The sequence below is a fragment of the Alphaproteobacteria bacterium genome, assembly GCA_005883305.1.
GTDB lineage: Bacteria > Pseudomonadota > Alphaproteobacteria > Sphingomonadales > Sphingomonadaceae > Allosphingosinicella.
Genome location: VBAC01000001.1, coordinates 469640 through 495076 on the forward strand (window position 1 = coordinate 469640; position 25437 = coordinate 495076).

At 69.5% G+C, this 25437-nt stretch carries 30 protein-coding genes; 23 read left to right on the forward strand and 7 right to left on the reverse strand.

The window, feature by feature from the left end:
• Window positions 1–156 precede the first annotated feature (156 nt).
• Complete coding sequence (locus E6G92_02215) at window positions 157–501, forward strand: hypothetical protein (protein ID TMJ18677.1); 345 nt, start codon at window positions 157–159, stop codon at window positions 499–501.
• 708 nt (window positions 502–1209) lie between these two features.
• Here E6G92_02215 and E6G92_02220 read toward each other — a convergent pair.
• A complete protein-coding gene (locus E6G92_02220; protein TMJ18678.1) occupies window positions 1210–1455 on the reverse strand; it encodes a hypothetical protein in 246 nt (81 codons plus the stop codon).
• Between the two features lie 139 nt (window positions 1456–1594).
• Entirely contained in the window at window positions 1595–1777 is a 183-nt protein-coding gene (locus E6G92_02225) for a hypothetical protein (protein TMJ18679.1), read from the reverse strand.
• 254 nt (window positions 1778–2031) lie between these two features.
• Here E6G92_02225 and E6G92_02230 point away from each other — a divergent pair, with 254 nt between their 5' ends.
• Window positions 2032–2493, forward strand: coding sequence for a hypothetical protein (locus E6G92_02230; protein ID TMJ18680.1), 462 nt, complete (start codon window positions 2032–2034; stop codon window positions 2491–2493).
• Window positions 2490–3809, forward strand: coding sequence for an ATP-binding protein (locus tag E6G92_02235; protein ID TMJ18681.1), 1320 nt, complete (start codon window positions 2490–2492; stop codon window positions 3807–3809). Before E6G92_02230 ends, E6G92_02235 begins: the two co-directional genes overlap by 4 nt.
• 344 nt (window positions 3810–4153) lie before the next feature.
• On the opposite strand, the gene E6G92_02240 is transcribed toward E6G92_02235, so the two are convergent.
• Window positions 4154–4558: a PRC-barrel domain containing protein gene (locus E6G92_02240; protein ID TMJ18682.1), complete on the reverse strand. Its 405-nt coding sequence runs from the start codon at window positions 4556–4558 to the stop codon at window positions 4154–4156.
• Between the two features lie 331 nt (window positions 4559–4889).
• Here E6G92_02240 and E6G92_02245 point away from each other — a divergent pair, with 331 nt between their 5' ends.
• From E6G92_02245 to E6G92_02255, 3 genes are all read left to right on the forward strand, one after another.
• Window positions 4890–6038 carry a phage portal protein gene (locus E6G92_02245; protein ID TMJ18683.1) on the forward strand — a complete coding sequence of 383 codons (1149 nt, stop codon included), beginning with the start codon at window positions 4890–4892 and terminating at the stop codon, window positions 6036–6038.
• Between the two features lie 17 nt (window positions 6039–6055).
• Window positions 6056–6373, forward strand: coding sequence for a hypothetical protein (locus E6G92_02250; GenBank protein TMJ18684.1), 318 nt, complete (start codon window positions 6056–6058; stop codon window positions 6371–6373).
• 186 nt (window positions 6374–6559) lie between these two features.
• Window positions 6560–6943, forward strand: coding sequence for an HK97 family phage prohead protease (locus E6G92_02255; protein TMJ18685.1), 384 nt, complete (start codon window positions 6560–6562; stop codon window positions 6941–6943).
• Between the two features lie 27 nt (window positions 6944–6970).
• Here E6G92_02255 and E6G92_02260 read toward each other — a convergent pair whose 3' ends face one another.
• A complete protein-coding gene (locus tag E6G92_02260) occupies window positions 6971–7366 on the reverse strand; it encodes a hypothetical protein (protein ID TMJ18686.1) in 396 nt (131 codons plus the stop codon).
• Between the two features lie 118 nt (window positions 7367–7484).
• On the opposite strand from E6G92_02260, the gene E6G92_02265 reads away from it, so the two are divergent.
• The 5 genes from E6G92_02265 (at window position 7485) to E6G92_02285 (ending at window position 12100) form a co-directional block, all read left to right on the forward strand.
• Complete coding sequence (locus E6G92_02265; GenBank protein ID TMJ18687.1) at window positions 7485–9551, forward strand: hypothetical protein; 2067 nt, start codon at window positions 7485–7487, stop codon at window positions 9549–9551.
• Window positions 9552–9620: 69 nt separating this feature from the next.
• Window positions 9621–10739, forward strand: coding sequence for a phage major capsid protein (locus tag E6G92_02270; protein TMJ18688.1), 1119 nt, complete (start codon window positions 9621–9623; stop codon window positions 10737–10739).
• A gap of 241 nt (window positions 10740–10980) precedes the next feature.
• A complete protein-coding gene (locus E6G92_02275) occupies window positions 10981–11505 on the forward strand; it encodes a hypothetical protein (protein TMJ18689.1) in 525 nt (174 codons plus the stop codon).
• Window positions 11502–11720, forward strand: coding sequence for a hypothetical protein (locus E6G92_02280; GenBank protein TMJ18690.1), 219 nt, complete (start codon window positions 11502–11504; stop codon window positions 11718–11720). The genes E6G92_02275 and E6G92_02280 overlap by 4 nt, the downstream gene beginning before the upstream one ends.
• Complete coding sequence (locus E6G92_02285) at window positions 11717–12100, forward strand: DUF3168 domain-containing protein (protein ID TMJ18691.1); 384 nt, start codon at window positions 11717–11719, stop codon at window positions 12098–12100. The genes E6G92_02280 and E6G92_02285 overlap by 4 nt, the downstream gene beginning before the upstream one ends.
• A 178-nt stretch (window positions 12101–12278) precedes the next feature.
• On the opposite strand, the gene E6G92_02290 is transcribed toward E6G92_02285, so the two are convergent.
• The gene (locus E6G92_02290) at window positions 12279–12692 is read right to left on the reverse strand and encodes a hypothetical protein (protein ID TMJ18692.1); all 414 of its coding nucleotides are present in this window, start codon (window positions 12690–12692) and stop codon (window positions 12279–12281) included.
• Window positions 12693–12733: 41 nt separating this feature from the next.
• Between E6G92_02290 and E6G92_02295 the strand changes: the two genes are divergently transcribed.
• From E6G92_02295 to E6G92_02310, 4 genes are all read left to right on the forward strand, one after another.
• Window positions 12734–13141, forward strand: coding sequence for a phage major tail protein, TP901-1 family (locus E6G92_02295; protein TMJ18693.1), 408 nt, complete (start codon window positions 12734–12736; stop codon window positions 13139–13141).
• Window positions 13142–13341: 200 nt separating this feature from the next.
• Window positions 13342–13650: a gene transfer agent family protein gene (locus E6G92_02300; protein ID TMJ18694.1), complete on the forward strand. Its 309-nt coding sequence runs from the start codon at window positions 13342–13344 to the stop codon at window positions 13648–13650.
• Between the two features lie 42 nt (window positions 13651–13692).
• Complete coding sequence (locus E6G92_02305) at window positions 13693–13941, forward strand: phage tail assembly chaperone (protein ID TMJ18695.1); 249 nt, start codon at window positions 13693–13695, stop codon at window positions 13939–13941.
• Window positions 13934–14497, forward strand: coding sequence for a tail tape measure protein (locus tag E6G92_02310; GenBank protein ID TMJ18696.1), 564 nt, complete (start codon window positions 13934–13936; stop codon window positions 14495–14497). The genes E6G92_02305 and E6G92_02310 overlap by 8 nt, the downstream gene beginning before the upstream one ends.
• A 68-nt stretch (window positions 14498–14565) precedes the next feature.
• Here the strand turns inward: E6G92_02310 and E6G92_02315 are convergent, their stop codons facing one another.
• Both E6G92_02315 and E6G92_02320 read right to left on the reverse strand, forming a co-directional pair.
• Entirely contained in the window at window positions 14566–15561 is a 996-nt protein-coding gene (locus tag E6G92_02315) for a hypothetical protein (protein ID TMJ18697.1), read from the reverse strand.
• An 87-nt stretch (window positions 15562–15648) separates the two neighbouring features.
• Window positions 15649–15945, reverse strand: a complete 297-nt coding sequence (locus E6G92_02320; GenBank protein ID TMJ18698.1) for a hypothetical protein — start codon at window positions 15943–15945, stop codon at window positions 15649–15651.
• Window positions 15946–16028: 83 nt separating this feature from the next.
• Between E6G92_02320 and E6G92_02325 the strand changes: the two genes are divergently transcribed.
• The 8 genes from E6G92_02325 (at window position 16029) to E6G92_02360 (ending at window position 25436) form a co-directional block, all read left to right on the forward strand.
• Window positions 16029–18311, forward strand: coding sequence for a TIGR02217 family protein (locus E6G92_02325; protein ID TMJ18699.1), 2283 nt, complete (start codon window positions 16029–16031; stop codon window positions 18309–18311).
• A 163-nt stretch (window positions 18312–18474) separates the two neighbouring features.
• On the forward strand, window positions 18475–19290 hold the full coding sequence (locus E6G92_02330) for a DUF2163 domain-containing protein (protein TMJ18700.1): 816 nt from the start codon (window positions 18475–18477) through the stop codon (window positions 19288–19290).
• 44 nt (window positions 19291–19334) lie between these two features.
• Window positions 19335–19526, forward strand: coding sequence for a hypothetical protein (locus E6G92_02335; protein TMJ18701.1), 192 nt, complete (start codon window positions 19335–19337; stop codon window positions 19524–19526).
• The gene (locus E6G92_02340) at window positions 19510–19905 is read left to right on the forward strand and encodes a peptidoglycan endopeptidase (protein TMJ18702.1); all 396 of its coding nucleotides are present in this window, start codon (window positions 19510–19512) and stop codon (window positions 19903–19905) included. The genes E6G92_02335 and E6G92_02340 overlap by 17 nt, the downstream gene beginning before the upstream one ends.
• Window positions 19906–19918: 13 nt before the next feature.
• Window positions 19919–22069 carry a hypothetical protein gene (locus E6G92_02345; GenBank protein ID TMJ18703.1) on the forward strand — a complete coding sequence of 717 codons (2151 nt, stop codon included), beginning with the start codon at window positions 19919–19921 and terminating at the stop codon, window positions 22067–22069.
• 12 nt (window positions 22070–22081) lie between these two features.
• Window positions 22082–22582 carry a DUF2793 domain-containing protein gene (locus tag E6G92_02350; GenBank protein ID TMJ18704.1) on the forward strand — a complete coding sequence of 167 codons (501 nt, stop codon included), beginning with the start codon at window positions 22082–22084 and terminating at the stop codon, window positions 22580–22582.
• Window positions 22583–22774: 192 nt separating this feature from the next.
• On the forward strand, window positions 22775–23929 hold the full coding sequence (locus E6G92_02355; GenBank protein ID TMJ18705.1) for a flagellar motor protein MotB: 1155 nt from the start codon (window positions 22775–22777) through the stop codon (window positions 23927–23929).
• 169 nt (window positions 23930–24098) lie between these two features.
• Window positions 24099–25436, forward strand: a complete 1338-nt coding sequence (locus E6G92_02360; GenBank protein ID TMJ18706.1) for a UDP-glucose/GDP-mannose dehydrogenase family protein — start codon at window positions 24099–24101, stop codon at window positions 25434–25436.
• Window position 25437: the final 1 nt, after the last annotated feature.

Below are 25437 nucleotides of genomic sequence, written 5' to 3' on the forward strand. Positions count from 1 at the left end.
CTTGTGCACCGCAAGGCTTAATGCCGCCTTTTCGCCACCGGAGCGCAAGCAAGCTTTTGGAAGCCGCAGGATGAACTGCTCCGCAATCGGATCGCAACTATTTTTCGGGCACTTTGGATGTCACCGGCTCCGGAGGGCCGTGGTGGAGGATTGCCCGTGAACGAAGAATTGCGGAACGCTCCAAGGGGCGCGGCTCCCCCCGAAGATCCGGAAGCGTTCGCCGAGAGCCTGAGGCGCCGGCGCCAGGCAGCGGAGGGGCTCGAGCGGGATCTGCTCACCGAGGTGCCGCTGCTCTACGGATCGCCTGACGATTGGCCGGGGCGCGGAGACCCGGGCATCGCCCTTGCGCGGGTTCATCGGGAAGAGATGGTGCGGAGAAACGGGGTCGAGGTCCTCAACCCGTCGGGCAGGCGATCCGAGGTCGTCCTTTCGTTCGAGCGCGCGACGGGCGCGCTGGCCGTCCTGCTCTTCCTGTTCCTGCTCTTCGAAAGGCTGGGCTAGGGTCGGTATTCGGTGGGACTATCGGAATCGGCCCGGCAGCGTCGCGAATCGCCGAATCGGTGTCGGACCGGAAAGGCCGCGAATCGGGCCGAAAAGGCGGTTTGAAAATAAAGTTTGCGCGCACTTTTTTCGCAAAGTGTTGGATTTGCGATCCTATTCTTGAGCGCCGAAAGCCGCGGAAAAGTGCGGCGAACGCGGAAATTTTGTAGGATCGAACCTGATCGGTTCTAAATGCTTGACAGAGTGACTCTGCCATGGCACAATTCAATCATCGTCGAAAAATGCGTCCGGCGGATGCGGGCTCCGGTCTTTCCGGGGCCTTTTTGTTGGGATCGGGCCGGCGGTCTCGAATGAGAAGGATTGTTCGGGCGGAGACGCAAGAGAAGCCGTGCGGGAATGATCTCCGCGCCCCCTTTCGCTTCTTCGCGTCCTCCGCGAGACAAAAGAGACGGCTCGCGCGGAGGCGCGGAGAAGAAGAGGTGGAGACGCGGAGAAGGGAATTGCCCGCTTTGCGGGAAGGATTCAACCCGACCTCATCTGTCGGTCGGGGCCTTCTCGGGCGAGGTGCCCAGCGTGCCGATGATCGAGGTGCGGGAATGATCTCCGCGCCTCATTTCGCTTCTCCGCGTCCTCCGCGAGAAAAAAGAGACGGCTCACGCGGAGGCGCGGAGAAGAAGAGGTGGAGGCGCGGAGAAGGGAATTGCCCGCTCACTGCGGGATGATCGTCACGGCGCTTTTGAACGGGAGGGTGCAGGCGATGTTGCCGGATTCGTCCTCGGCGTCGATGCGGTGGCGCAGGTCGACCACGCCGGCGCTCCTGAGCTCGGAGGCGATGAGGTCGCGGGCGCCCTCGAGCACGGCTTTTTCGAGCGCTTCCAGGTCGCCGAACTCGCGGCCTTCGTCGTCGAGCAGCTCCTCGGTGCCGTCGCGCAGGTGGAAATAATAGCGGGCCATGAGGGGCTCCCGGTTTTGCAGGCAGGAGCAAGAGCGCTCCCGGCCGCCGAAGCCTGAAAAAACCTTTCTGGCGGTGCCCACGCCATAGCGCGGGGGGGGGGGGGGAGCCCCAAAACCAGGTTGGGCCGGGGGAGGAAAACTATGTTGGATTGAGGGGAGAAGGCTGCGGCGCGACCGCGGGCGGCTCCGGGGGCTCCGGCGGCTTGTCGGCGATCGCCTGCCTGGCGTCGTCGACCAGCTTCCGCGCCCGCTTCATGCCCTCGCGCAAGGCGGCCTGGGCGGCCTCGACATCCGCTGACGCCTCGTTCCGTATCGTGGTCACTTTACAAACCCCACCTGCTCGTGGGCGGACAACCTTGATCGAGATCAAAGGTTCCGAGCGGATGCGACGAGCGGAGCGGGCATCGTGGATTCAGGCAGCCGGCGCGGCGGAGGGGCCGCGGCCGGCTTTTTCTTTGGAGGCGGAGAATGGCGAGGAGCGGCGGATCGAGGGGCAGGGATTCGACAGGCGCAGCGCGCGCGGAGGGATCCGGCGGCGGGGACCGGCGAGTCTCGCGCGGGAAGCGCGGAGCCCAGTTGCGCAAGGTGCGCGAGGATGGGTGGACGCAGGCGAAGCGTGAAATCTTCTTCGCCCATTATGCGGCGACCGCCAACGTCACGGAATCGGCGCGGGCGGCCGGGATGAGCGAGGGCAGCGCCTTCAAGCTGCGCAACCGCGATCCCGAGTTCGCCGCGACCATGGACGCGCTGCTGCGCGACGCGGAGACGCGGCTCACCGGCAAGCTGTTCGTCTATGCCGAGACCGGGGGCAAGCCGGTGCCGCCGCGCGAGGATGGCGAGCCGGCGATGCCGCCGATCAAGGATCTCGACCCGGAACTGGCGCTGCGAATCCTCGCCCACAATCGGCGCCGGCTATCGGGCGGGCGGCGCGGCGGCGGACCGAGGCCGAAGCGGGCGAGCAAGGCGCAGACGACCGCGTCCATCCTGCGCCTGCTCGAGGCCGCCGGACGCCGGCTGCGGCGGAGGAATGGGAAATGAAGGAGGACCGCGCGCTCAACGCCGCCCTGCGCAAGCTGGCGCTGAACAAGGCGGCCCGGGCCTATGTCGTCTCGCGCCTGACCGAGCCGGAGCAGAGGACGGTACGGGAGCAGTGGCCGTTCTGGGCCCATGAGGGCCAGCTCCCGCCCCCGGGCGACTGGCGGACCTGGCTGATCTCCGCCGGGCGCGGCTTCGGCAAGACCAGGGCCGGCGCGGAGTGGGTCAGCGCGCTGGCGCGGGCCGACGGATCGTTGCGGATCGCCCTGGTCGGGGCGAGCGCAAGCGAGGTGGAGCGGGTCATGATCCGCGGCGAGAGCGGGCTGATCGCGGTGGCGCACGGCGATGAAGATTTGCTCTGGTACCCGACGCGCGGGCTGGTCGAATTTTCGAGCGGCGCTCGCGGCTTCGTCTATTCGGGCGCCAACCCGGAGGCCCTGCGCGGGCCGGAGCACCACCACGCCTGGTGCGACGAACTTGCCAAATGGGCCTATCCCGAAGCGACGTGGAGCAACCTGATGCTCGGCCTGAGGCTCGGCGAGCGGGCGCGCACGCTGGTGACGACGACGCCCCGCCCGCTGGCCCTGCTGCGGCGCCTGGCGGCGGCGCCGGACAGCGTGCTGACCGGCGGACGGACCGGAGACAATCTCTATCTGCCCGAGGATTTCGTGGCGGCGATGTCCACCCTCTACGCCGGGACGAGGCTCGGGCGGCAGGAGCTGGACGGGGAGCTGATCGAGGATCTGGACGGGGCCTTGTGGACGAGGGCGATGGTGGAGGAGGGACGGGTGGCGCTGGGGACAGTTGCCGGCAACTGTCCCCGGGTGGTGATCGGCGTCGATCCGCCGGCCTCATCCGGCGGGGACGCCTGCGGGATCGTGGTTTGCGGGCTCGACTCCGACGGCGTCGGCTATGTGCTCGACGACCGGTCGGTGCGCGGAATGGCGCCGGAAGGCTGGGCGCGGGCGGTGGTCGCCGCGGCCGAGGATTGGGGCGCGGACAGGGTGGTGGCCGAGACCAACCAAGGCGGCGAGATGGTCGAGAGCGTGCTGAGGAGCGTCGACAGCGCGCTTCCGGTCAGGCCGGCGCGAGCGCGCTACGGCAAGGGGCGGCGGGCCGAGCCGGTCTCGGCCCTGTTCGCCCGGGGCAAGGCGAAATTCGCCGGCGTCTTTCCCGAGCTCGAGGACGAGCTGTGCGGGATGACCGCGGCCGGCTACGAAGGGCCGGGCCGCTCGCCCGACCGCGCCGACGCGATGGTCTGGGCGATGAGCGAGCTGATGCTGGGGGTGCGGCGGGAACCGCGGATCAGGGTGTTGTGAGGGAAGGGATTTCGCGCGGAGGGCGCGGAGGACGAAGGCCGGAGCGGCTCGACGATCGCTCAAGTCGGGCGAAGCCGGCGGGGTTCATGCGGCGGCGCGGGAGGCGCGGATCCGGTTTTTGTGATTTGCGGGCACGCGGTTCGGATTCTGCGATTTTGCGGCGACGCCGTACCCCCTCACCCCAACCCTCTCCCCATGGGAGAGGGGGTCATGCCCTGCCGGTCCCTTAAGCCCTCTCCCTGGGGAGAGGGTTGGGTGAGGGGTTCGTGAGTCTGAAGGAAGACACCAGCGCGCGCGCCGGCGGGGCAGCCGGGATCGCCGCCCCGCCGCCGCACGGCCGGGGCCTAATAGGGCACGCCGTAATAGGAATGGACCCGCTCGCCCCACGAGCGGTCCCAGACCGGCTCGGCGTCCTTCTCGTAGGTCGGGGCCGCGTCGAGCTTGGCCTTGTCGAAATCGATGACGTAGCCGCCCTGGCCCGTGTCGTAATCGAGCACGTCCCAGGGGAGCGGGTGGTAGCGGCTGCCGAGGCCGAACAGGCCGCCGAAGCTCATCACCGCATATTCGACGCGGCCGTTGCGCTTGCCGACCATGAAGTGGCTGACCGTGCCGAGCCGCTCGCCCTCGCGGTTGTAGACCGCGGTGCCTTCGACCCGGTTGGAGGCGATGAGATGATGCTGCTCGTCGCGCTCGTAATCGTCGTCGCGGGTTGCGGTGCTCGGGCGGATGTCGAGATCGTCGATGGACATTGGGAATTCCTCCTTGCCGCGGGAAGCTGGCGGCGGGGAATCAACGGGGCGGGAAGCGGGGCGTTCCGGCGGGCGCGGCGGTGTGGGGGATGGGCGCGACGGGCGGGCGCAGGACCGGGGCTGTGAGGAAGGAAGTTTCGCGCGGAGGGCGCGGAGGACGACGGCAAGGCGGCTCGAACATCGGCTGGTTGCCGGTGAAGCGGGCGTGGCTCATGCATCGGTGCCGGAGGCGCGGAGAAGGATTGGACTTTCAGGCCCGCACGCTCTCTCCGCGCCTCAGTTTCTTCTCCGCGCCCTCCGCGTGGACCTAGTTCTTTTTCAGGAGAGCGACATGAAATGGTTCGGACGGAAGGCCGGCCCGCGGGCGCGGCCTTTTTTAGTGGCGGGATTGGGATCGCTGTTCGCTGGGGAGCCTTGGCCGCGGTCTTACGAGGCGCAGGTTCGGGAGGCCTATCTCGGCAATCCGGTGGCGCAGCGGGCGGTTCGGCTGGTGGCGGAGAGCGTGGCTTCCGTGCCTGTCTATTCTTTGACCGGGGAAGAAGCGAGGCCTGGGCCCCGGCCTTCGCCGGGGAACGAAGGTGGACGAGCGGTTTCCCTTATTCCTCCGGCCTTGCTCGAGACGGTGGCCACGCAGCTGTTGCTGCACGGCAATGCGTTCGTCCAGCTGCTCCAGGACGGCGAGGGGATGCCGGCGGAATTGTTCGCGCTGAGGCCCGAGCGGGTGACGGTGGAGGCGGGGCCGGACGGGTGGCCGGCGGCCTATCGCTACAAGGTGGGCGAGGCGGCGAGCCGGATCGCGGCGGTCGACGCCCTCGGGCGGCCGGGGCTCGCTCACCTCAAGGCGGCGCACCCGCTCGACGACCATTACGGCCTCGGCTGCCTCGGCGCGGCGGCGGGCGCGGTGGCGGTGCACAATGCGGCGGCCAAATGGAACAAGGCCCTGCTCGACAACGGCGCCCGGCCGAGCGGCGCTTTGGTCTACGAGGACGGGCGCGGGGACATGCTCTCGGCCGAGCAGTTCGAGCGGCTTCGCGCCGAGCTCGAGGCGGAGCATGAAGGCGCGCGCAACGCCGGGCGGCCGATGCTGCTCGACGGGGGGCTCAAGTGGCAGGCGATGAGCCTGACTCCGGCGGACATGGACTTCGCCGGATTGAAGGCCGCGGCCGCGCGGGAGATCGCTTTGGCGTTCGGAGTGCCGCCGATGCTGATCGGCCTTCCGGGCGATTCGACCTACGCCAATTACAAGGAGGCGAACCGGGCGCTGTGGCGGCTGACCGTGCTTCCGATGGCCGAGCGAATCCTTCGCGGGCTCGCCGACGCGCTCGCCTGCTGGTGGCCGGGCCTGAGGCTCGCGGTCGACCTCGACCGGATCAGCGCGCTCGCCGAAGAGCGCGAGGCCTTGTGGCGGCAGGTTATCGCGGCGGACTTTTTGAGCCGCGAGGAGAAGCGCGAGATGCTGGGCTTCGAGAGCCAGGCCTGACGAGGAGGAGGGACCGGATGACCAACCAGAATCAATCGATGCTGGCGCTGCTCGTGGCGCAGGCGGAAGGGCAGGGCGCGGACATGGTGACCATGCGCGCGCTGATCGAGGAGGCGAGCGGCGCCGGGGCCGAGCGGGCGCTGGCCGCGCTCGGCCTGACCGACGCCGGGGCGCGGCGCGACATGGACGAGCTGCGCGAGCTTCTGCGCGCCTGGCGCGACGCCAAGAAGAGCGCCCGGGAAGCGGTGGTGAACTGGGCGATAAGGATCGTGCTGGCGCTGCTGGTGGCGGGGATCGCGGTCAAGGCCGGGCTCCTGGAAATGCTGCGCGGCTAAGAAAGAAGAGAGTTCACGCGGAGAGCGCGGAGGCGAAGGCCGGAGCAGTTCGGGCCATCGCGCGGTCCGGCGAAGCCGGTTTCGTTCACGCGACGGTGCGGGAGGCGCGGGGAAGAAGGGCTTGGGCCTTCGGCCCGGACCGGATTCTCCGCGCCTCCGCGTGAACCTACGAAGCTGGAGACCGACATGAGATTTGCGGGATATGCGGCGGTGTTCGACCGGCTGGACCGGGGCGGGGACCTGGTTCGGCCGGGCGCGTTCGCGGGCTCGCTCAAGCGCGGCTGCGGCGCGGTGCCCCTGCTCTGGCAGCACCGACCGGAGCGGCCGATCGGGCGGATCGACTATTTGCAGGAGGACAGGCGCGGGTTGCGCGTGATCGCCCGGCTGGCGGATGCGGAGGCCGCGGCCTTGCTCAAGGCGGGCAGGGTGAGGGGGCTGAGCTTCGGCTACCGGGTGCGCGCGGCCCAGGGGGAGGGGCCGCGCGAGCTGACCGAGCTCGAGCTGGTCGAGATCAGCCTGGTGTCGCTGCCGATGCAGCCCAAGGCGCGGGTTCACGCGGTGGAGGGGTAGACCCTCTCCCCGTGCGAGAGGGAGTTTTCATTCCGCCGGCGGGCAGCGGGCGACTCGGGTTTCGAAGCGGTGGCCTTCGGGATCGGTGTAGACGTGGCGGTAGGAGCCGCCGCGGCGGACGAAGGCGCCGCCCTGCCCCTGGCAGAGGCCGGCCTGGTTACGCTCCTGGATCAGGCGCTGGCGCGCCTCGAGCTGGTCGGGCGGGATGACCTCGCTGAGCTGCATGTCGTAGACGAATTCGGCGCCGTCGGCGCGGATCGCGACCGCGGTGGTGACGTCGTCGGCGCGCATCGGCAGCTTCTCGCGCAAGGCGGCGGCGGCCTGCTCGGCCTCGGTCTCGAGATCGCCGGGCGGCTGCGCCCGAAGCGGCGACAGCGAAAGCGCGAGGGCGAGCGCGGCGAGCGTCCTTCGAGCCTGTTTCATCGCCGCAAAATGCACGGTCGAGCGGCCCGCTGTCAACGGCGGGCCGCTCGAGCGAAACCAGAATCAACCAGTCCAGCAAGCCGTCCATTCCGGGCGGCTTTTTTCATGGAGAGACGAAATGACATCCATTCCCTGCATCAACGTCCAGGATTACGGCGCCGTCGGTGACGGAACGACCGACGACACCGTCCACATCCAGGCCGCGCTCGACGACGCGATCGACCAGGGCCAGATCCTGTACATTCCGGCCGGCAGCTACCGGATCGAGGCGCCGCTCAAGATTCGCGTCGCCGACTATGACGGGGCGTTCGGACCGGGGCCGCGCATCCTCGGCGCAGGATCGGGCCACACCACGATCCTCACCGGCGCCGACAACGGCGCCGCCTTCGACCTCGACGGCGGCCTGTTCTTCACCGCCGACACGCACGCGGCCGACCCCACCCTGGACCACATCAGCGTCGATGCGAACCAGCTCACGACGGGCGGGCACGTCTTCGGCCCCGGAATCCCCGCCGGCGCGACGGTTCAGACAATTGTCTCCGGCACCGAGGTCGACCTTTCGGCGAACGCCACGGCGACCGCGAACACCCAGGAGATGGTCTATCGCTTCCGGGCGATGCTCGGAGCGACGATCCAGGGGCTGACCATCCGCCCCTACGGATCGCCGACCGATGCGACGGCGATCAGGCTGCGCGCCGGCTATCAGATCAAGATCAGCGACGTGCACATCATCGACATGAGCGGCGACGGAATCGAGATCGTCGGGCTCTACGGCGATGCGTTCGGCTCCGACACCTGCAACATGATCGAGCTGGAGCAGGTGCGGATCGAGAATTGCGCCGGCTGGGGCATCAGGGCCGTCTGCGCCGAGGACGTCAACGAGCTGTCCTTCCTTCGGCTGCAGCAGGTGTTCATCCACGAATGCGGGACGGCGAACGACCGGTCCATTTCCGCGATGACGGCCGCCAACCCCGTCGCCGTGACCTCCACCGCCCACGGCCTGACGACCGGCGATACGATCATGATCTTCGAGGCCGCCGGCGGCAGCTTCATCTACCTCAACGGGCGCCGGTTCACCGTCACCGTCACAGGCGCAAACAGCTTCACGCTGGACGGCGTGGATGGGACGAGCTTCGGTTCGTACACCGCTTCGAGCGGAACCGTGCTGGACTATTCCGGCGGCATGATCTGGAAAGGGCAGATCCTGACGCTCGATCAGTGCGCGTTCACCCAGAACGAGAATATCGCCTTGTTCATCCCCGGACAGGACGGCCTGGCGCAATCGGCCACGCTGGAAAGCACGACCTTCGAGAACAACAAGCGCAGGAGTCTCTATTGCTCGGGCATCGACGCCTTCAAGGCCCGCAGCCTCCAGCTCTACAATTCGAGCGCCGGCGTTGCGAAGGTCGGATTCGAGTTCACCTGCAGCTTCCTCCCGTCCTATTCGCTGCAGAAGATCGACATCGACGGCGTGGTGGTCCGGGCGACCTCCGACAACAATCCGTACACGGCGTTCAAGCTGACGCTCGAAGGCGAGGTGACGCTTAACGACCACCGGATCCGCAACGTCGTGTGGGAAAATTTCGGCTGGACCGGCCAAATCGGCTTCGACGGATGGACGTTCGACCCGATCCCCAACGAATGCCGGCTGATCGAGGACAGCGGAGCGATCCTTCTGATCCCCGATTTCGCCAAGGGCGGGAACAAGGTGCCCTATCGCCAGGCCTATGGCGGCGCGAGCCTGGCGCTCTTCAAGACCGGGCCCTGGGTCGCCATCAAGATGCGCGGCACCGGGCTGCCGCGCACGCTCACCGGCACGAACGACGAGGGCGGCGCGCTGACCAGCAACACGACCTACAACGTCTATCTTTACGACAGCGGGAATCTGCCGGCGCTCGGGCTTTCGACCACGGCGCCGGTGCTCGACACCGCCAGCGGCTATCCGGTGAAGAGCGGGGACGAGAGCCGCTATTTCGTCGGCCGCTGGCGAATCCAGGACCAGGTGTCTCCGCTGCCTCCCGCCTTCCTTTCCGGCGCCGCCGCGAACTGGCTCAACCCCACGCAGATCGGGGGCGGCTGGTATTGGACCAATGCCAGCGGGAAGGCGATGGTGAAGGCGGGAACGACCCATGCCTCGCTGCCGTCGAGCGACACCGACGGCACCGTGGTCGGCACGCAATCCTGATTTCAGAAGCAATGATCCGGGCCTCCCCGCCGCCGGCGGGGAGGCTCTTTTCCATGGAGGAGAACAAGCATGATCGAAGTGAAGGCGGATGCTCTGGAGGCCTCGTTCGAGGCGCTCGAGCGCGAGGATGAGGACGTCGCGGCGTTGCGCGGCGAGGTGGCGGCGCTGCGGGCTCGGATCGAGGGGCAGGCGATCGCGAGGCCCGCGCTGTCCGGCGTCAAGTCGGAGCCGTCGCCGTTCGTCGAGCGCTATCTGCGCAAGGGGCTCGAGGCGGGCGTGGAGCTGAAGGCGCTGTCGGGCGCGACCGATGCGGCGGGCGGCTATGCGGTGCCCGAGGAGATCGACCAGAGGATCGAAAAGACGCTGACCGCGATCTCGCCGATCCGGTCCATCGCCAGCGTCGTTCGGGTCGGATCGGCCGGCTACCGCAAGCTGGTGACGACCGGCGGGACGCCGTCGGGCTGGGTCGCCGAGACGGCCGGGCGGCCGGAGACCGACACGCCCGACTTCGCCGAGATCGCGCCGCCCTTCGGCGAACTCTACGCCAATCCGGCGGCGAGCCAGGCGATGCTCGACGATTCGGCGTTCGACGTCGAGGCCTGGCTGGCCGGCGAGATCGCGACCGAGTTCGCGCGGGCGGAAGGGGCGGCGTTCGTCTCCGGGAGCGGGGTCAACCGGCCGAAGGGCTTTTTGAGCCAGCCGACCAGCGGCGCGATCGACAGCGTTCGGGCGTTCGGGACGCTTCAGTTCGTCTCGACGGGCGTGGCCGGCGGCTTTCCGAACGTGGCGCCGCAGGACAAATTGATCGACCTCGTCCAGGCGCTTCGCCCGCCCTACCGGCAGGGCGCGGTGTTCGTGATGAACTCGTCGACCGCGGCGCGGATCCGCAAGTTCAAGACCGACGACGGCGCGTTCGTCTGGCAGCCGGGGCTGGTGGCGGGGCAGCCCGACACGCTGCTCGGCTATCCGGTGGTGGAGGCCGAGGACATGCCCGACGTCGCGGCGGATTCGCTGTCGGTCGCATTCGGCAATTTCAAGGCCGGATATCTGATCGCCGAGCGGCAGGAGACGCAGATCCTTCGCGATCCCTTCACCAACAAGCCGTTCGTCCACTTCTACGCGACGCGGCGGGTCGGCGGGCAGGTGATGAACTCGGAGGCGATCAAGCTGCTGAAGTTCGCGGCCTGATACGGGAGCTTCCCCTCCCCCTTGTGGGGAGGGGATTGAGGGGTGGGGGTGCGAAGCGTGAGCTTCGCGCACTCCTTCGGAGCGCTTACCCCCCATCCAACCTTCGCTAAGCCGCTCCGCGGCTAAGCTGCGGTATCCTTCCCCCACAAGGGGGGAAGGGGCTGGCTTGGCGACAGCGTCGGCCGGGTTCTCCCCCTGACCCGGCCGGCGCACCTTCTTTTCACAATCGAAAGGCACGGCGATGATCGTGATCGAGGAGCCGCCGGCGCCGGCGGCGGCGCTGGCCGAGGTGAAGGCGTATCTTCGCATCGGCCATGACGGCGAGGACGCGCTGCTTGCGGGCCTGATCGGGGCCGCGGGTGAGGCCTGCGAGGCCTTCACCAGGCGGGCGCTGATGGTTCGCGAGCTGATCGAGACTCTGCCGGGGACGGGCGCCTGGACCCGGCTCGGGGCGGCGCCGGTGATGGCCATCACCGCAGTCGCGGCCGGCGACGTGCCGCTGGCGCCGGGCGACTATGCGGTCGACATTGACTCCGCCGGCGAGGGCTGGGTGCGGCTGTTGCGGCCGATCGAGGCGGGGCGGGTCAGCGTCGCCTACCGGGCGGGAATGGCGGCCGATCCGGGCCGGCTGCCGGAGGCGCTTCGCCACGGCATCGTCCGGCTCGCGGCGCATCTCTACACGATACGCGACGGCGGCGGGCCCCGGGAGCCGCCGGCGGCGGTGACCGCCTTGTGGCGGCCCTGGCGCCGGCTGAGGCTCGGATGACGTTCGACCGGCTGGCCGAGCGGGCGCGGCGGCGGGCCGAGGCGCGGGCGGCGGCGCGGCGCGAGGCGCTCGCGGCGGACCTCGCCGGGGCGCTTCCGCCGGGAGTGAAGGCCGAGGCGGACGACGACGGCGTGGTGATTTCGGGCCGGGGCCTCGGGCGCAGGTTCGCGCTCGACGCGGCCCTGCGCCGGCTGATCGAGGAGAAGACGAGATGAACGCGAGCGGAGCCCTGATCGCGGCGGCGGATGCCGCGCTGAAGACGGTCCCCGGCCTGGCGGGGGTGCACGAGGCGGCGCCGATCCAGGCGGCGATCCCCCACGTCACCATCGGCGCGGGGATGGAGAGCGACTGGGGGCACAAAAGCGGCGCCGGGCGCGAGCTCAGGCTTTCGATCGTGCTTCGCGACGAGGGCGAATCGCCGGCGCGGCTGCGGGCGCTGGCGGACTCGGCGCAGGCGGCGATGGAGGGGATCGAGACCGGCGGCGGCTGGCGGCTGGTGACGCTGGTTTTCGTGCGCAGCATTTTCGCCGCGCAGGCGCCGGGGAAATGGAGCGCGGCGATCGACTATCGGGCGCGGATGATGCGGGAGGATTAAGGCTCCCGCTCGAACGAGAGGGGATCTCGCTTCTCGTTCCTTCTTCCTTCGCGTTCTTCGCGTCTTCGCGTGACAGAAAGGGGATTCGGTTCACGCGAAGCCGCGAAGGGCGCGAAGAAAGGAAAGTGATTCTAGCTCGCGCTGGAATCACGGTGATTCAGGCCGGGCCGACGCGCGTTTAATGCGGCTGCGAGGCTTGCTGGGCGGCCGGAGCCGGGGTCGTTTGCGCCGCGGTCTGCGCCGCCGGCTGGCCGGCGGGCGTGGAGGCCGCGGCGACCTGCGGCGGCTGAGCGCCTTGGAAGCGGTCGTTGAAGTTGAACCGGGCGTCCTCGATCTCGGCATTCGCCGATTCCTCGGCGCTTGCGCGGGTCGATCGCGAAGCGGTGTCGCGGGCGATGATCGCGTTCCGGAAGGCGCTTTGCTCGGTGGCGCAGGCCTGCGGGAATTCGGCGCTGAACTGGGCGGCGGTCTTGCCCGCCTCCATGCTCGAATCGACGAACCGGCCGAGGCAGCGCGTGAAGGCTTCTCGCGAAGCCCTGGTCGTATCGGACGCCTGCATGGACAGCAGCATGGCGATCGCAGTGGCTATCATGTTCCCAACCCCCAACTGATTGAGATCAAGGAGAATGCGCCATGAGTGCGGAAAAGGGAAGCGCCTTTTTGCTGAAGGTCGGAGACGGCGGAGCGCCGCCGGTCTACGCGACGATCGCGGGAATGCGGACGACCCAGATGTCGGTCAACGGCGAAGCGGTGAACGTGACCAGCAAGGACTCGGGCGGATGGCGCGAATTGCTGTCCGGCGCGGGCGTCCGGTCGGTGTCGGTGGCGGCGAGCGGGATCTTCACCGGATCGGCGGCCGAGGCGCGGGTCAAGGCCAACGCGCTATCGGGCGCGATCGACGATTACGAGCTGTCGTTCGAAAGCGGCGAGCGGATGCGCGGGCGCTTCCTTCTGACCCGGCTCGATTATGCCGGCGATTATAATGGCGAGCGGACCTACGCGCTGGCGCTCGAAAGCTCGGGCGCGGTGGTACCGGTTTAGGGTTCACGCGGAGGCGCGGAGAGCCGAGGCCGGAATGGGTTCGCCGGATCGCGAAATTCCGGCGGAGCCGGCGTCGTTCATGCATCGGTGCGGGAGGCGCGGAGAAGGAAGGGTTGGGCCTTCGGCCCCGAGCTACTTCTCCGCGCCTCTCCTTTCTTCTCCGCGTCTCCGCGTGAAAACTTTCGAACTGGAGAAATGCGATGAGCAAAAGGGCGAATGCGGCGCGAGGGGAGGCGCAGATTCAGGTCGGCGATGCCGCGGTTTTGCTGCGGCCGAGCTTCGCAGCATTGTGCGCGGCGGAGGCGGAGCTCGGGCCGCTCTTCGCTCTGGTCGAGCGGGCGGCGGAGGGGCGGCTGACGCTGAGCGAGATGGCGGGGCTGTTCGCGCATTGCGCGGACGGAGCGGCGACGCGCGAGGAGATCGGGGAGGCGGTCGCGGAGATGGGGCTGGCGCGGGTTGCGCCGGTGCTTCGGGTGCTGCTCGGGCAGATCTTGCAGGGTGCGGCTTAGCTCCCTCTCCCCATGGGGAGAGGGTTGGGGTGAGGGGTTAGGATGTCCGAGGATAACCTCCGAAACCGTACCCCCTCACCCTACCTTCTCCCCACGGGAGAGGGTTTTGTCAGTGCTGCTGCAAAGCTTGCCGGACTGGCGGGCGCGTTGCTCGGCTGGCGGCCCGACGAATTCTGGAATGCGACGCCGGCCGAACTCGCGACGGTGATCGCGGCGCTGGCCGGCGACGAGCCCAAGCCGCTCGACGCGAACGACCTCGCCCGGCTCAAGGAGATGTTTCCCGATGGATGAAGAGATCGAAAGGCTGCTGGTCAGCGTCCGCGCCGATACGGCGGGGTTCGCCCGGGACGTGGCGGCGATGCGGGGCGAGCTGGACGGGCCGTTCGCGGCCGGGGCGGAGCGGGCCGGGGCGGCGCTGGAGAATGCGCTGCTTCGCGCGGTCAGGACCGGGCGGCTCGGCTTCGAGGATCTGAAGCGGGCGGCGCTCGCGGCCCTGAGCGAGATCGCCGCCGCCTCGATCCGCGGCGGGATCGGAGCGATCCTCGGCGGCGGCAAGGCGGGCGGGCTCGGCGAGACGATCGCAAGCCTGCTCGCGGCCTTCGCCGGAGCGCCGGGCAAGGCGATCGGCGGCCCGGTCTCGCCCGCGCGGCCCTATCTGGTCGGCGAGCGCGGGCCGGAGCTGTTCGTTCCGACGGCGAGCGGGCGGATCGAGGCGCTGCCCGGCGGGCGCGACATCAGGCTGAGCATCACGATCAACGCCCCCGCGGGGAGCGAGGCGCGCGCGCTGCAGGCGTCGAGCCGGCAGGTGGCGCGGGCGGTGAGGCGGGCGCTGAGCGAGGCGGGTTAGGTTGCGGTTGAAGAAGCTGGATTCCCGCTTTCGCGGGAATGACGGTGGGAATTGAATGCCGATCCAGCCTAATCCGGCGGCCCCCGGAAGCGCTCGCGGGGGCGCTGGGGGGCGGGGGTGGCGCCGGGGCAAATGAGGGTCAGGCGGCGCTCGGCGCGCTGGTAGCGCAGCGAGGAGCAGGCGGCGAACTGGTCGGCGCCGAGGACGAGGTTGAGGCGCGCGACCTGGGCGGCGCGGGCGGCGGTGACGACGATCTCGTCGGGATCGGCCTCGGTCTCGGCGGGCAGAGCGAGGCCGCCGCCATAATCGCCGGTGCGGACGAGGAACAGGCCGACCCGGGCGAAGCCGAGATCGAGCGGGCGCCGGAGCTGCATCGGGCGGACCGGGCGGAGGATTCCGAAGCTGACGGCGCGGCGGCCGGGATCGCCGGCCCAGGCGCCGCCGCGCGCCTGCGCGAGCAAGGCGCCGGCGGCCGCGGTGGCGATGCTCGACGGCTTCCACAGCGAGAATTGGACCGGAAGCGCCCGGCCTTCGAGCGGATAGGGGAAATAGAGGCCGAGCCCGGTGACGAAATCGAGCGCGAGCGAGGCGGCGCTTTCGCCCGCGCGGGCCGCGCCGAGGCGGAAGGTGATGCTGTCATAGGGTAGCAAAGCGGGGCTGATCAGGCCGTCGGCGCCGTCGATAACGGCCCGATCGAACCAGATCGCCTGGATTCGCAGCGCCTGGCCGGCCAGGCGGGCGGTGACGGCGCGGGTGCGGCCGGCGAGGGCGACCGGGCCGATCCGGGCGTAGGACGGGCGGATATACTGGCCTGGGATCCCCGGGCGGCCGCGCATCATCTCGGGCGTGAGCCGCGCGCGCGCGACCGCGTCGGGATTGAGGATGACGAGGCCGGAGGCGGCGGGATCGACGCGAAGGCGAAGCGTGGCGCCGCCAAGCTCGACAGGGATGGTGAAGCCGGATTCGGGGCCGAGCAGGAGATCGGCGGCCGATGCGGCGCCCGGCAGGAGAAGCGCCGCCAGGGCCAGGGCAAAACCGAATGTAAGCCGCGCCGCGCCCGCCATGGCGGCGATGTGTGCGACTCATGCGAGGGGCGGTCAAGTCGCCGGGGCTCAAGGACAAAACGATGATTTATGCGGGTGACGGATCGATCACATGCCCCAGCCGAAGAGCCAGGCGTTTGCCATCACGGCCGCGGCGGAAACCCCGACGAGCGCAACGCCCATGGCAAGGCGCGCAAAGCCTTTGTTGGCAACAAGGCCAATCAAGAGCGGCACACCAATGAAAAGCACGGGGTTAAGCGGGGTGTGGCCTCGCTCGAGGTGAGCCCACGCGCTCGACAGAGCGAATACGGCGAGAAACTGGACCAGCGGGCGCCGCGCCGATCCGCGCAGCCGCAGAGACGGAGCCGGGGGGGTCGGCAGCGATGTCGATGGCGGGAACAGCATTCGAGCGTCCTACGCCTTCGCTCCGACAAGTTGAAGAAGCTGGATTCCCGCGTTCGCGGGAATGACGATCTTAGGAAGTTTCGATGGGACATTGGCTCACCAGGCACGATGCGGCGGCGCGGCTGGGATTCGTCAAGCGCTTCGATCCGCTGTTCTGGACGGTGAACTTCCCGCGGCCGATGATGGCCGCGGCAACCACAATCGCGCCGGACGCGCTTCGGGTCGACGCGGTGTTCTACCGCAGGAGCGACCTCGCCGGGCTGATCTGGGAGGCCGAGGACCGGCACGACCACCCTTTGCTCGCCTATGAGACGGCGCGCGATTTCCGCCGCTGCCGGCTGAGCTTTCGCTGGCGTTCGGAAGGGCTGATGCCGCTCGATGCCGCCAACGGGCCGACCCTGACGATCGAAGGCCGCGACGAGGCGGGGGCGGCGCGCGCCTGGTACGTCCGGCTGTGGAATAATGCGGTCGGATCGGGCGAGGACGCGGTGGTGACTCTCGACTTCGCCGCGCTGGCGGGAGGCTGGGAGGGCGACGATCCGGTCTGGGCGGGCGACGTCGACAGGATATTCGTTTCGCTGGCCGCGCCCGGCTATGACGGGACGGACTCGCCGCTCGACGCTCCGGCGGAGGGCTGGGCCGAGCTCAGCGGCATGAGCTGCGATGGATCCGGGTCGGTGCTGGGACAAGGCGACGTGCTCGTGCCCGAGCACGCCTTGCGCATCGCGACCGGCTATGATGATCTCTACCACCTGACGCCGGCGCGCGTGCTTCGGATGGCGCTTGGCCTAGGCTATCGCGGTGCGCTCAGCCATTATGTCGGGATGAGCCATTATTTCCGGCTCGAGGCGGTGGGCGGCGCCTTTTACGTCAGCCTCGCGGGCGGAGTGCTCAACGGCCCCTGCGCCGCCTGGCACCGCGACTTCGCGGCGCGGGCCGCGGCGCTCGGGTTTAGCCCGATCTTCTCGCTCTCCTACGAGCTGCTCGACCAGCATTGCTGGAACGACTGGAAGCAGCGCGACCTGGAGGGCGCGCCGGCGCTCACGGCATGGGAGCCGCCGTCGGCTTTGCTGTCGCCGGCGAACGCCGGGGCGATGGGCTATTTGCGGCTCGTCGCTCGGGCCTTCGCGGGCATCCTGCGCGACGCGGGACTGCCGGTGCGCTTCCAGGTCGGCGAGCCCTGGTGGTGGGTGACGGCGGACGGCGGCATCTGCCTCTACGACGCGGCGGCCGTGGCGGCCTTCGCGCCGGTGGCGATCGCGGTCGTCAACGGGCCGCTGAATGAAGCGCAGGAGGCGACGCTCGACGCCGCGGGCGCGTGCCTCGCGGCCTCGACCGCCGCCTTGTGCGCGGCGGTGCGCGAGGAGGCGGCGGGGGCCGAGTGCCTGCTGCTCGTCTACCTGCCGGGCGTGCTGGCGTCGCCGGACATCGCCCGGGCCAATGTGCCGACCGGCTGGGCCGCGCCGCTTTTCGACGTGCTCCAGCTTGAGGACTACGATTGGGTGGTTGAGGGGCGCGGGAGGAGCGGGGCGGCGGCGACGGCGATGGCCGAGCGGCTCGGCTATCCGGTTTCGGAGCAGCATTATTTCGCCGGCTTCGTGCTCGACGGCGCCGATACGCATCTGTGGCCGCGGATCGAGGCGGCGGCCGAGGCGGCGTTCGAGCGCGGAACGGCCGAGGTGTTCGCCTGGGCGCTGCCGCAGGTGGCCCGCGACGGCTTCGTCCATTTCGATTTGGGAGAGACTGACATGGATGCCTTCGCGGACGTCCGCTTTCCGATCGCGCTCGGGCGCGAGGCGAGCGTGGCGCCGGCCTTTTCGACGGCGGTGGTGACGACCGCCGGCGGGGCCGAGCAGCGCAATTCGGAGTGGGCCGACGCCCGGCTCTCCTTCGACGCCGGGCCGGGATTGCGCAGCGAGGAGGATTTGCAGGCGCTGCTCGCCTTCTTCCGCGCGCGGCGCGGGGCGGCGCAGGGATTCCGGATCGAGGACCCGTTCGACAACAGCTCGAACGGGATGAGCCTCGAGCCCGGGGCGGCGGACCAGCTGCTTGGCATGGGCGACGGCGTGAGGACGGAGTTCCCGCTGATCAAGGCCTATGGGCAGCAGGTCCGCCGCATCACCCGCCCGGTGGCGGCGAGCGTTCGGGTGTCGGTGACTGGCGTGGAGATGGCCGGCGGCTGGGCGCTGGGCGGGAAGGGCGTCGTCGCCTTCGACGATCCGCCGCCCGAGGGTGCGGAGGTGAAGGCGGGCTTCCGCTTCGACGTGCCGGTTCGCTTCGCCGAGGACCGGCTGGAGCTGAGCCGGGCCACGTTTCTCGCGGGGGAGGTGCCGAGCGTGCCGATGATCGAGGTGCGGGAATTGTAGCCCCTCTCCCCTTGTGGGAGAGGGGTTGGGGTGAGGGGTGCGCTCGCCTTGCGAGCGCGCGACGCTCCGCGTCGCTACCCCTCATCCAACTCCGCCTAAGCTCACTTCGTTCGCCAAGGCTACGTATCCTTCTCCCACAAGGGGAGAAGGGGAGAGGTTCGTGATGACCGACTTCCTTCAACCCGACCTCACCACCGTCGCCCTGTGCTGGCGGCTGGAGCGCCACGACGGCGTGGCGCTGGGGTTCACCGGGCACGACCGCGACCTGGCGATCGGCGGCCTCACCTACCGCGCGGCGCCGGGGATGCTGCCGTCGGCGATCGGCCTGTCGGACGGGTTCGATCCCGCGAGCCTGGACATCAAGGGCGCGCTGACCAGCGATGCGATCCGGGCCGAGGATTTGCGCGCCGGGCGCTGGGACGGGGCGGCGCTGAGCCTGTTCATGACCGACTGGGAGGCGCCGGGGGCGGAGGTGTTGCCGATCGCTCGCGGCGTGCTGGGCGAGGTTTCGCTGCGCGGCGACGCGTTCGAGGCGGAGCTGCTGGGGCCGGCGGCCATGCTGGAGGGCCCGGCCGTCGAGCAGACCTCGCCCGAATGCCGCGCCGAGCTCGGCGACAAGAGGTGCCGGGTCGACATGGCCGGGCGCAGGCGGATCACCCGGATCGCATCGGTCGAAGGCGAGAATGAAGTGACGGTCGCGGACGCGCCCGCCGGCGACGCGCTCGGCTACGGCCGGCTGCGCTGGATCGGCGGGGCCAATAGCGGAACCGAGAGCGCGATCCTTCGCGCCGAGGGCGCGGCGCTCGTGCTTCGCGAGCCGCCGGCCGTCGCGCCCGCGATCGGCGACCTCATCGAAGTCAGCGAGGGCTGCGACAAGAGCCTGGCCACCTGCGCCGGCCGCTTCGCCAACGCCCTCAACTTTCGCGGCGAGCCGCATTTGCCGGGGACCGACCTGCTGACTCGCTACCCCGGCGCCTAGGGTTCGTACGGACCCTTGTTCCAACCACAAGAAGGAGAAAGACGATGCAGCTTCGTGCCTGCCTGGGATTGCTTTTGCTCGCGCCCGGCGCCTGCGCCTCGATCCCCAAGGGGATCCACATCGTGGTCGACGGGAGCACGCTCGACTTCAAGAAGGCGGAGGAGCCGGCGCCGCCGCCTCCCGAGCCGACGCCCGCGCCTTCGGGACCGGTCCCCGCCGATGACCCGGAGCGCTGAGGCGATCGTCGCGGCCGGGCGCGCCCTGATCGGCGCGCCCTTCCGGCCGCAGGGCCGCTCGGCCGAGACCGGGCTCGATTGCCTCGGCCTCGTCGCCGCGGCGGCAGGGGCCGACCTCGCGAAAACGAGGCGGGACTATCGCCTTCGCGACTTCGAGCCGGAGGCGATCGGGCAAGCGCTCGAGACGCTGGGTTTCCGGCGCGCCGAGGGCCCGGCGCGGCCCGGCGACATCCTGATCCTCGCGCCCGCGCCGGGCCGGCTTCACGCGGCGATCGTCACCCCCGGCGGCCATCTTCACGCCGATGCCGGCCTTCGCCGGGTCGTCGAGGCGCCGGGTGCGCCGCCCTGGCCGGTGCTCTCGGCCTGGCGCCTTTCCTGAACGGAGAAGAAAGATGGCCACTCTTGTTTTGACCGCCGTCGGCACTGCGATCGGCGGGCCGATCGGCGGCGCGATCGGATCGATCGCCGGCCAGATCCTGGACCGCGAGGTGCTGTTCGCACCGAAGCCGATCCATGGCGCGCGGCTCGGCGACCTCGCGGTGCAGATTTCTAGCTACGGTGCGGCGATCCCGAAGATATTCGGAACGATGCGGGTGGCCGGGACGGTGATCTGGTCGACCGACCTGATCGAGCGGCGCACGTCGAGCGGCGGCGGCAAGGGGCGGCCGAAGACGATCGGCTATTCCTATTCGGCGAGCTTCGCGGTCGCATTGTCGGCGCGGCCGATCCTCGGGATCGGCCGGATCTGGGCCGACGGCAAGCTGCTTCGCGGCGCGGCCGGGGACTTCAAGAGCGCGACCGGCTTCAGGATCCATTCGGGCGGCGAGGACCAGCCGGCCGACCCGCTGATCGCGGCGGCCGAGGGGATCGCGCAGACGCCCGGTTTTCGCGGAATCGCCTATGCGCTGTTCGAGGATTTCCAGCTCGAGGATTACGGCAACCGAATCCCCTCGCTGACCTTCGAGGTGATCGCCGATGCCGGGGCGGTTAGCGTGGGGGCGATGGCCGAGGCGCTCGGCGGCGGGATGGTCGTGGCCGGAGAAACTCCGGTCGTGGGCGGCTATGCGGTGTCGGAGGACAGCGTGCGGGGGGCGATCGCGGCGCTGGCGGAGGTGGCCCCGCTGTCGCTCGTGGACGACGGCGAGCGGCTCACGCTGACCGCCGGCGCGGGCGAGGCGGACGCGCTCGGCGCGAGTGACGAGCAGGGCCGGCGCGAGATCGTCCGCCGCGGCGCCTCCACCCTGCCGCGCGAGGCGAGCGTCGCCTATTACGAGATCGAGCGCGACTATCAGGCGGGGCTTCAGCGGGCGACGCGGGGCGGAGCGTCGGGGCCCGCCGACCGAAGCGCGCTGCCGGCGGCGCTCGGCGCGGCGGAGGCCAAGCGGCTGGCCGAGGAGCGGCTCGCGGCGGCCTGGGCCGGACGGCTCACCGCCCGGGTCACGCGGTCGTGGCGCGCCTGCGCCCTCAGCCCCGGCGGCCATGTCCTGCTCGAGGGAGAGGCCGGGCGCTGGCGGATCGAGCGGATGTCGATCGGGCCGATGACCGTGACTCTCGATCTCGTCCGGATCGCGCCTGCGGGCTTCGGCGCTCCGCCTGCGAGCCCGGGAGTTCCGGTGCGGCAGCCGGACATGGTTCACGGTCCGACCGTCCTCCGCCTGCTCGACCTTCCTTTGGGCGACGGCACCGCCGGCGCGCCCTTGCTCTTCGCCGCGGCGGCCGGGAGCGAGGCGGGCTGGCGGCGGGCGGCGATCGAGGCGAGCTTCGACGGCGGCGGCACCTGGCTCGCGGCCGGGAGCACGGCCGCCCCGGCGGTAATCGGCACCGTGCTCGGCGCGCTTGCACCCGCGGGCCCGGCGCTGGCCGACAGGGAATCCGCGATCGAGGTCGAGCTTCTCAACGCTTCGATGTGGCTCGAATCGCGCAGCGACGACGCCCTGGCGAACGGCGAGAATTTGGCGCTGGTGGGCGAGGAATTGATCCAGTTCGGCGCGGCTGATCCCGTCGGCACGAACCGATTTCGCCTGTCCCGCCTGTGGCGCGGCCGGCGCGGGACGGAATGGGCCGCGGCGCTCCATTCCGCCGGCGAGGGCTTCGTTCTGATCGAAGCCGAGAGCCTGGTTCCTCTGCAGGCGCCCGCCGGATCGGCCGGCGGCGAAGCGCGCCTGATCGCTTACGGCATAGGTGACCCGCCCGAAGGAGCGGCGGCCGAGCGCCCGATCGCGGGCGAAGCGATTCGTCCGCCGAGCCCGGTGCACCTCACTGCCGAGCCGCTCGACGGCGGCGTGACGCTGCGCTGGGTGAGGCGCAGCCGGCAAGGATGGGTCTGGCCCAGCGGCGGCGACACGCCGCTGGGCGAGGAGGCCGAGCGCTACCGTGTGAAGCTGGCGGGGGAGGGCTTCTCCCGAAGCGCGATCGTGACCGAGCCTTCCTTCCATTACGGCGCCGCCGAGCGCGCGGCCGATGGAGGCGGGCCGGCGCTCGTCTCGATCGTCCAGCTCGGAACCTTCGCGGTGTCGCGCCCGGCGACGCTGCTCGTCAGCTAGAGGAGATCCGTCATGCCGGAATCGAGCCCCCGCTTCGCCCTTCCGTTCATCCTTCCGGGGCAGGCCCAGAAGGAGATGTTCCACAACGAGGCGCTGGCGAGGATCGACGCCGCGCTCCAGGCGGCGGTCGAGGAGGGGCCGCGGACCGATCCGCCGGACGCCCCCGAGCCGGGGCAGTGCTGGATCGCAGCCGCCGGAGCGACCGGCGCCTGGGCCGGCGAGGACGGCGCATTGGCCTGCCGCACGGACGGCGGCTGGCGGTTCGTGGCGCCGGTTCCCGGGATGCTGGTCTGGAACAAGGCGGCAGGGTTGTGGATCCACTGGGACGGAACGGGGTGGAGCGACGGACGCCTGCCCGCCGCGGCGCTTTTCGTCGGCGGCCAGCAAGTCGTCGGGCCGCGCCTCGAAACGATCGCAAGTCCTTCTGGCGGAACGACAATCGACGCGAAAGCACGGCTTGCGCTCGACGCCGTCATTGCGACATTAAAGTCACACGGCCTGATCGAATCATGATGTCCTCATTTCGTCTGCAACCCAAGCGGGGGCGGGTCGTTTCTGAGCCGCCGATCAACTGCCGTTCATCTTCTGGGTGGGCTGCGGCTTTTCAGCAACAGGTGTGGGGCTATGCGTGCTTGCGCGGAAACTCCGCTTACCGTAAGGAGTTCACGTCGTTCCCGATTGGGACGCAGAAGAAAGGGGAAGATTATGCGGAAGCTCGCCATTGTTGTGGCGCTGTCCTCAACCGTACTCGCCACGCCGGCCCTCGCGCGCAATAACGCTTGGTACGTCGGTGGCGATTTCGGTGGGATGATCGTCGAGGACATCGACTTCGACTTCGGTCTTACGCCGACCATTCCGAGCAGCGGGACCTCGCAGCTCGCTCTCAATCACGATTACGGCTACGACGCAGCCTTGTTCGTCGGCTACGATCTCGGTGCGTTCCGCATCGAGGCCGAGGTCGCCTACAAGAGCGCCGACGTGGACGACATCGAGTCGGTGACCTGCCTTCCGGGCAATCCGGCCGCCTGCCGGCCTGTCGGCAGCACGATCACGCCGGACCTTTATCCGGCTGGCGGTGGTCGCTCGAGCGCCCTCAGCTTCATGATCAACGGCATGCTCGACTTCGGTGACGACGATGGCGTCAGCGGCTTCGTTGGCGGCGGTGTGGGTGTTGCCCGCATCGACTACAACAACGTCCGCGCCTTCTCGAACCAGGGCGCCGCGATCGACGATTCCGACACGCGCTTCGCGTGGCAGATCGTCGCCGGTCTCCGTCAGGCGATCAGCGACAATCTCGACGTGACCGTCCGCTACCGCTTCTTCAACGCGGACAACATCAACACCGTCGATTATCGTGGCTTCGAGTCCGAATCGCGGTTCCGCTCGCACAGCTTGCTGGGCGGCATCACCTACAACTTCGGGGCTCCGCCGCCGCCGCCGCCTCCGCCGCCGCCGCCGCCTCCGCCCCCGCCGCCTCCTCCGCCTCCGCCGCCGCCGCCGCCTCCGCCGTGCGCGCCGGGTCCCTACATCGTGTTCTTCGATTGGGATAAGGACGAGATCACGCCGCAAGCGGCCGCGATCCTCGACAATGCGGCGGCTGCCTACCAGCAGTGCGGCCGGGCCCAGGTCGTCCTTGCCGGTCACGCCGACCGGTCGGGTCCTGCGGACTACAACGTTGGCCTGTCGCAGCGGCGCGCCAACAACACCCGGTCCTACCTTGCCGGTCACGGCATTCCGGACGGTGTCATCACGACCGAGGCCTTCGGCGAAAGCCGGCCGCTGGTCGAGACCGCCGACGGCGTGCGCGAGCCGCAGAACCGGCGCGTGGAAGTCACCTTCGGCCCCGGCTCCGGCTGGTAAGAAGGGGCTCTGCCGCTCCGGCGGCGGAACGCCAAAAGATTGGGAGCCGGCCTTCGGGTCGGCTCCCTTTTTTTCGAAGTGCGCGCCACCAGCCTCGACGCCAAGCCCCCTATTCTGCGCCGCGCCGCTTTGATAACGCGGGCGCGAGCCATTCCATCAAGGACCTTCAATGCGCATCGCGATCATCGGGACGGGCTATGTCGGCCTCGTTTCCGGAGCCTGCCTTTCGGATTTCGGCCATGACGTGGTCTGCGTCGACAAGGACGAACGCAAGATCGCCGATCTTCGCGAGGGGATCATGCCGATTTTCGAGCCCGGCCTGGACCAACTGGTGGCACGAAACGTCGCCGTGGGCCGGCTGTCCTTCACTACCGATATGACCGCCGCTCTCAAGGGCGCCGGGGCGGTCTTCATCGCCGTCGGCACCCCGTCGCGGCGGGGCGACGGCCATGCCGATCTCTCCTATGTCTATGGCGCAGCAGGGGAAATCGCAGCGTTGCTCGATGGCCCAACGGTAGTAGTCACCAAATCGACGGTCCCCGTCGGCACAGGCGACGAAGTCGAGCGCATCGTCCGTGAGGCCGCGTCGAACGCAACGGTCTCGATCGTCTCCAATCCCGAGTTCCTGCGCGAAGGCGCGGCGATCGAGGATTTCAAGCATCCGGACAGGATCGTCGTCGGCGCCGATGACGAGCGCGGAAGGGAGATCATGAAGGAAATCTACCGTCCCCTCTATCTGAACAAGGCCCCGCTCCTGTTCACGTCGCGGCGCACGGCCGAGCTGATCAAATATGCCGCCAACGCCTTCCTCGCGACCAAGATCACCTTCATCAACGAGATCGCCGACCTGTGCGAGAAGGTCGGGGCCGAGGTCCAGGACGTGGCCCGCGGGATCGGGCTGGACGGGCGGATCGGACCCAAGTTCCTGCACGCGGGCCCGGGCTATGGCGGCTCGTGCTTCCCCAAGGACACACTGGCGCTGCTGAAGACGGCGGAGGATTATCACGCGCCGCTGCGCATCGTCGAGGCGGTCGTCAAGGTGAACGACGCACGCAAGCGGGCGATGGGGCGCAAGGTCGTCCAGGCGCTCGGGGCCGAGGCGCGCGGCAAGACCGTCGCCCTTCTCGGCCTGGCGTTCAAGCCGAACACCGACGACATGCGCGACGCGCCGTCGATCGCGATCGCCCAGGCGCTCGAGGATGCAGGCGTCAAGGTGCGCGGCTACGATCCCGAGAGCATGGAGCAGGCGCGGCCGCTCATGCCCGGCGTCGAGCTTTGCTCCAGCCCCTACGAGGCGGCGACAGAAGCGGACGCGGTCGTGCTGGTCACCGAATGGGACGCGCTTCGGGCGCTCGACCTCGATCGGATGGCCGGAGCGATGCGAGGCCGTGCCTTCGTCGATCTGCGCAACATCTATCCGCCGGAGGAGGTCGAAGAAGCCGGCCTCTCATGGTATGGAATCGGCCGCGCGCCGCGAGATGGCGGGGCGCCCCAACCGGGAGGGTGAC

Coding starts and splice junctions, on each gene's coding strand:
- E6G92_02220 (TMJ18678.1), bottom strand. CDS start 1,455: ATGGCCCGCTATTATTTCCACCTGCGCGACGGCACCGAGGAGCTGCTC.
- E6G92_02235 (TMJ18681.1), top strand. CDS start 2,490: ATGAAGGAGGACCGCGCGCTCAACGCCGCCCTGCGCAAGCTGGCGCTG.
- E6G92_02240 (TMJ18682.1), bottom strand. CDS start 4,558: ATGTCCATCGACGATCTCGACATCCGCCCGAGCACCGCAACCCGCGAC.
- E6G92_02245 (TMJ18683.1), top strand. CDS start 4,890: ATGAAATGGTTCGGACGGAAGGCCGGCCCGCGGGCGCGGCCTTTTTTA.
- E6G92_02250 (TMJ18684.1), top strand. CDS start 6,056: ATGACCAACCAGAATCAATCGATGCTGGCGCTGCTCGTGGCGCAGGCG.
- E6G92_02255 (TMJ18685.1), top strand. CDS start 6,560: ATGAGATTTGCGGGATATGCGGCGGTGTTCGACCGGCTGGACCGGGGC.
- E6G92_02260 (TMJ18686.1), bottom strand. CDS start 7,366: ATGAAACAGGCTCGAAGGACGCTCGCCGCGCTCGCCCTCGCGCTTTCG.
- E6G92_02265 (TMJ18687.1), top strand. CDS start 7,485: ATGACATCCATTCCCTGCATCAACGTCCAGGATTACGGCGCCGTCGGT.
- E6G92_02270 (TMJ18688.1), top strand. CDS start 9,621: ATGATCGAAGTGAAGGCGGATGCTCTGGAGGCCTCGTTCGAGGCGCTC.
- E6G92_02275 (TMJ18689.1), top strand. CDS start 10,981: ATGATCGTGATCGAGGAGCCGCCGGCGCCGGCGGCGGCGCTGGCCGAG.
- E6G92_02280 (TMJ18690.1), top strand. CDS start 11,502: ATGACGTTCGACCGGCTGGCCGAGCGGGCGCGGCGGCGGGCCGAGGCG.
- E6G92_02285 (TMJ18691.1), top strand. CDS start 11,717: ATGAACGCGAGCGGAGCCCTGATCGCGGCGGCGGATGCCGCGCTGAAG.
- E6G92_02290 (TMJ18692.1), bottom strand. CDS start 12,692: ATGATAGCCACTGCGATCGCCATGCTGCTGTCCATGCAGGCGTCCGAT.
- E6G92_02295 (TMJ18693.1), top strand. CDS start 12,734: ATGAGTGCGGAAAAGGGAAGCGCCTTTTTGCTGAAGGTCGGAGACGGC.
- E6G92_02300 (TMJ18694.1), top strand. CDS start 13,342: ATGAGCAAAAGGGCGAATGCGGCGCGAGGGGAGGCGCAGATTCAGGTC.
- E6G92_02305 (TMJ18695.1), top strand. CDS start 13,693: ATGTCCGAGGATAACCTCCGAAACCGTACCCCCTCACCCTACCTTCTC.
- E6G92_02310 (TMJ18696.1), top strand. CDS start 13,934: ATGGATGAAGAGATCGAAAGGCTGCTGGTCAGCGTCCGCGCCGATACG.
- E6G92_02315 (TMJ18697.1), bottom strand. CDS start 15,561: ATGGCGGGCGCGGCGCGGCTTACATTCGGTTTTGCCCTGGCCCTGGCG.
- E6G92_02320 (TMJ18698.1), bottom strand. CDS start 15,945: ATGCTGTTCCCGCCATCGACATCGCTGCCGACCCCCCCGGCTCCGTCT.
- E6G92_02325 (TMJ18699.1), top strand. CDS start 16,029: ATGGGACATTGGCTCACCAGGCACGATGCGGCGGCGCGGCTGGGATTC.
- E6G92_02330 (TMJ18700.1), top strand. CDS start 18,475: ATGACCGACTTCCTTCAACCCGACCTCACCACCGTCGCCCTGTGCTGG.
- E6G92_02335 (TMJ18701.1), top strand. CDS start 19,335: ATGCAGCTTCGTGCCTGCCTGGGATTGCTTTTGCTCGCGCCCGGCGCC.
- E6G92_02340 (TMJ18702.1), top strand. CDS start 19,510: ATGACCCGGAGCGCTGAGGCGATCGTCGCGGCCGGGCGCGCCCTGATC.
- E6G92_02345 (TMJ18703.1), top strand. CDS start 19,919: ATGGCCACTCTTGTTTTGACCGCCGTCGGCACTGCGATCGGCGGGCCG.
- E6G92_02350 (TMJ18704.1), top strand. CDS start 22,082: ATGCCGGAATCGAGCCCCCGCTTCGCCCTTCCGTTCATCCTTCCGGGG.
- E6G92_02355 (TMJ18705.1), top strand. CDS start 22,775: ATGCGGAAGCTCGCCATTGTTGTGGCGCTGTCCTCAACCGTACTCGCC.
- E6G92_02360 (TMJ18706.1), top strand. CDS start 24,099: ATGCGCATCGCGATCATCGGGACGGGCTATGTCGGCCTCGTTTCCGGA.